At 51.6% G+C, this 4408-nt stretch carries 3 protein-coding genes and 2 pseudogenes; 4 read left to right on the top strand and 1 reads right to left on the bottom strand.

The annotated features are described in order from the left end of the window. Nucleotides 1-77, bottom strand: a pseudogene (locus ACTHTQ_RS11120) (helix-turn-helix domain-containing protein); the annotation flags it as partial. A gap of 170 nt (nt 78-247) precedes the next feature. Between ACTHTQ_RS11120 and rfbB the strand changes: the two are divergent. From rfbB to ACTHTQ_RS11140, 4 genes and pseudogenes are all read left to right on the top strand, one after another. Then, nucleotides 248-1315, top strand: a complete 1068-nt coding sequence (rfbB, locus tag ACTHTQ_RS11125; protein WP_440363952.1) for a dTDP-glucose 4,6-dehydratase — start codon at nt 248-250, stop codon at nt 1313-1315. Nucleotides 1316-1388: 73 nt separating this feature from the next. Further along, the gene (rfbA, locus tag ACTHTQ_RS11130) at nt 1389-2255 is read left to right on the top strand and encodes a glucose-1-phosphate thymidylyltransferase RfbA (protein ID WP_440363953.1); all 867 of its coding nucleotides are present in this window, start codon (nt 1389-1391) and stop codon (nt 2253-2255) included. A 53-nt stretch (nt 2256-2308) separates the two neighbouring features. After that, a complete protein-coding gene (gene rfbC / locus ACTHTQ_RS11135) occupies nt 2309-2848 on the top strand; it encodes a dTDP-4-dehydrorhamnose 3,5-epimerase (RefSeq protein ID WP_440363954.1) in 540 nt (179 codons plus the stop codon). A gap of 23 nt (nt 2849-2871) precedes the next feature. After that, a pseudogene (locus ACTHTQ_RS11140) lies at nt 2872-4285 on the top strand (capsular polysaccharide biosynthesis protein); the annotation flags it as partial. Between the last annotated feature and the right edge of the window lie 123 nt (nt 4286-4408).

Consider the following 4408-nt stretch of genomic DNA (forward strand, 5'->3'; position numbering starts at 1 on the left):
TCCTTCCCCTGCGTGTAGGCCAGCCAAATGGCTTGGCGGTGGTGCGGGGAGAGGCGGGTGTTTTTGTGCATGTTCATGTTTCAGTATTCTCCTGGAAATACTGTAAACAACGCTACTAGTTTCTACAATTAAGTTGACCTGATACAGGCCGTCTGAAAGAGATGTTTTCAGACGGCCTCTTTATCTGAAAAACACACATTCTGTCTGCTATAATCCGTTCATATTTTTTGGCTATCCTCTGAAATTTATGAAAAAAATCCTTGTTACCGGCGGCGCGGGCTTTATCGGTTCTGCCGTTGTCCGTCATATTATCCAAAACACCCAAGACTCTGTCGTCAATGTCGATAAGCTGACTTATGCCGGCAATTTGGAATCTCTGACCGAGGTAGCCAATAATCCTCGCTATGCTTTTGAGCAAGTGGATATTTGCGACCGCGCCGAACTCGACCGCGTATTCGCACAACACCAGCCTGATGCCGTGATGCACTTGGCAGCGGAAAGCCATGTCGACCGCTCTATCGATTCGGCATGCGAATTTATCCAAACCAATATCGTCGGCACATTCAATCTGCTTGAAGCTGCCCGCGCCTACTGGCAACAAATGCCGTCTGAAAAGCGCGAAGCCTTCCGCTTCCACCATATTTCTACCGATGAAGTCTATGGCGATTTGCACGGCACAGACGATTTGTTTACCGAGACCACGCCATACGCGCCGTCCAGCCCCTACTCTGCTTCTAAAGCGTCCAGCGACCACCTCGTCCGCGCATGGTTGCGTACTTACGGCTTGCCGACCATCGTAACCAACTGCTCCAACAACTACGGCCCCTACCATTTTCCTGAAAAACTCATTCCTTTGATAATTCTGAACGCGCTCGACGGCAAACCGCTGCCTGTGTACGGCGACGGTATGCAAATCCGCGACTGGCTGTTTGTCGAAGACCACGCGCGCGCGCTGTATCAGGTTGTTACCGAAGGTGTTGTCGGCGAAACCTACAATATTGGCGGCCACAATGAAAAAGCCAATATTGAAGTCGTCAAAACCATCTGTACCCTGCTGGAAGAGCTTGTTCCTGAAAAACCGGCCGGTGTGGCACGTTATGAAGATTTGATTACTTTCGTACAAGACCGCCCCGGCCATGACGTGCGCTACGCCATCGATGCTGCCAAAATCGGCAGGGAGCTGGGCTGGAAACCTCAGGAAACATTCGAATCCGGCATCCGCAAAACAGTACAATGGTATTTGGACAACAAAACCTGGTGGCAAAACGTATTGAACGGCAACTATCGTTTGGAACGTTTAGGCACTGGAAAATAAGTTTTCAGACGGCCTGTTCCCATATTAGGCCGTCTGAAAATCATGCAAACGCACACTACTCAGGAGAAAACCCATGAAAGGCATCATCCTTGCCGGCGGCAGCGGCACACGCCTCTACCCCATCACGCGCGGCGTATCCAAACAGCTGCTGCCCGTGTACGACAAGCCCATGATTTACTATCCCCTGTCCGTATTGATGCTGGCAGGAATCCGCGACATTTTGGTGATTACCACGCCCGAAGACAACGCCTCTTTTAAACGCCTGCTCGGCAACGGCAGCGATTTCGGCATTTCCATCAGTTATGCCGTGCAACCCAGCCCGGACGGCTTGGCACAGGCATTTATCATCGGCGAAGAATTTATCGGCAACGACAATGTTTGCTTGGTTTTGGGCGACAATATTTTCTACGGCCAATCGTTTACGCAAACATTGAAACAGGCTGCCGCCAAGACCCACGGCGCAACCGTATTCGGTTATCAGGTCAAAGACCCCGAGCGTTTCGGTGTAGTCGAATTTGACGAAAACTTCAACGCCCTGTCTATCGAAGAGAAACCGCAACAGCCCAAATCCGACTGGGCGGTAACCGGCTTGTACTTCTACGACCAACGCGTCGTCGAGTTCGCCAAACAAATCAAACCGTCCGCCCGCGGCGAATTGGAAATTTCCGACCTCAACCAGATGTATTTGGAAGACGGATCATTGTCGGTACAACTTTTGGGACGCGGTTTCGCATGGTTGGATACCGGCACCCACGAGAGCCTGCACGAAGCCGCTTCATTCGTCCAAACCGTGCAAAACATCCAAGACCTGCAAATCGCCTGCCTGGAAGAAATCGCTTGGCGCAACGGTTGGCTTTCCGATAAAAAACTGGAAGAGCTGGCGCGCCCGATGGCAAAAAACCAATACGGCCAATATTTGCTGCGCCTGTTGAAAAAATAATGTTTGAGGCCGTCTGAAACTTTTCAGATGGCCTTTAGATGAAAGATAAAACGATGAACATCATTGATACCGCCATTCCTGACGTAAAACTGCTTGAGCCCCAAGTCTTCGGCGACGCGCGCGGCTTTTTTATGGAAACCTTCCGCGACGAGTGGTTCAAGACCCAAGTCTGCAACCGCACCTTCGTGCAGGAAAACCATTCCAAATCCAGCAAAAGCGTATTGCGCGGCCTGCACTATCAAACCGAAAACACACAAGGCAAACTCGTGCGCGTGGTTGTCGGCGAAGTATTCGACGTGGCCGTCGATATGCGTAAAGACTCCCCCACTTTCGGCAAATGGGTGGGCGAAATTCTGTCCGCAGAAAACAAACGCCAACTGTGGATACCCGAAGGTTTCGCTCACGGCTTCTATGTACTGAGCGATGAAGCTGAGTTCGTCTACAAATGTACAGACTATTACAACCCAAAAGCCGAACACTCGCTGATTTGGAATGATCCGACCGTCGGCATCGACTGGCCGTTGCAAGGCGAGCCGAACCTGTCGCCTAAAGACTTGGCAGGCAAAGTATTGGCCGAAGCAGTCACGTTTTAAGACTATTCAGGTCGTCTGAAAGAATGTTCCTCTTTTCAGACGGCCTACAATCCATTAATAACAATAATCGACGAAAACGCATTGTGAAAAACGCCTACATTCCCTCTCGCAGCATCCGCAAAATCCCCCATCTCTCCACCCTATTGCCCGAGTTTCATATCTGCAAAGACGGAAAAGGAGCAGAGGCTGTGGTCGGCTGGGGTTTGCGCCTAACGACACACAAAGCGCGTGCTTTTGCCGCCGAACACCAGCTTCCCTTTATTGCTTTGGAAGACGGCTTTTACGCTCGCTCGGCCTGGGAGTCGCCGGTTATCCCCCCTACTCCATCGTCTATGACAACATCGGCATCTACTACGACACCACACGTCCTTCGCGTTTGGAACAACTGATTCTTGCCGCCGATGCCATGCCGTCTGAAACCTTGGCTCAGGCGCGGCAGGCGATGGATTTCATCCTAAAACACCACCTGTCCAAATACAACCACGCGCCCGAACTTTCAGACAATCATCCCTTACGCTCCCCATCCAAGTCTGAAACCGTCCTCATTATCGACCAAACCTTCGGCGATATGACCATCCAATATGGCGGCGCAGACGCCTCTACGTTTGAACTGATGTTTCAGACGGCTTTAAATGAAAACCCGCAAGCCGATATTTGGGTCAAAACCCATCCCGATGTTTTGTGCGGCAAAAAACAAGGCTATCTGACCCAACTGGCGCAGCAACACCGCGTCCATCTTCTGGCAGAAGACATCAACCCGATTTCTTTGTTGCAAAACGTCGATAAAGTTTATTGCGTTACCTCGCAAATGGGTTTTGAGGCACTTTTGTGCGGCAAGCCGCTGACCACCTTCGGCCTGCCGTGGTATGCCGGATGGGGTGTAAGCGACGACCGCCATCCTAAAATCGGCAGCCTTGTTCAAACCCAACGCCGCGCCCCCGCAACTTGCTGCAGCTCTTCGCCGCAGCCTATCTGCAATACAGCCGCTACCTCAACCCCAATACCGGCGAAGCAGGCAACCTCTTTGATGTCATCGACTATCTGGCGACGGTCAAACGCAAAAACGACAAATTGCGTGGCGAGTTATATTGCGTCGGTATGTCTTTGTGGAAACGCGCGGTTGCCAAACCGTTCTTTAACGTACCCTCTTGCCGTCTGAAATTTATCTCTTCCACCCAAAAACTGGCCGGGGTCAAACTGTCCGACGATACACGCATCCTTGCTTGGGGCAACGGCAAAGAGGCCATCGTCCGCTTTACCGAACAACACCACATCCCCCTGCTGCGCATGGAAGACGGCTTTATCCGCTCGGTCGGACTCGGCTCCAACTTAGTGCCGCCGCTGTCGCTCGTTACCGACGATATGGGTATTTACTTCAATGCCGAAACCCCGTCCCGTCTCGAACACATCCTACAAAACCAAAACTTCGACGATCAGAGACCTTTGCAAAAAAGCCCTTCCCCCGACAGCCGAAACCTAAACAAAGGTTTTCGGCTATTTCCCTCCCCAAATCACTCCTAATTCTACCCAAATGCCCCCTTAATCCTCCCCGGACGCCCC

Source organism: Neisseria sp. P0020.S003, from assembly GCF_051957095.1.
Classification (GTDB): Bacteria; Pseudomonadota; Gammaproteobacteria; order Burkholderiales; family Neisseriaceae; genus Neisseria; species Neisseria subflava.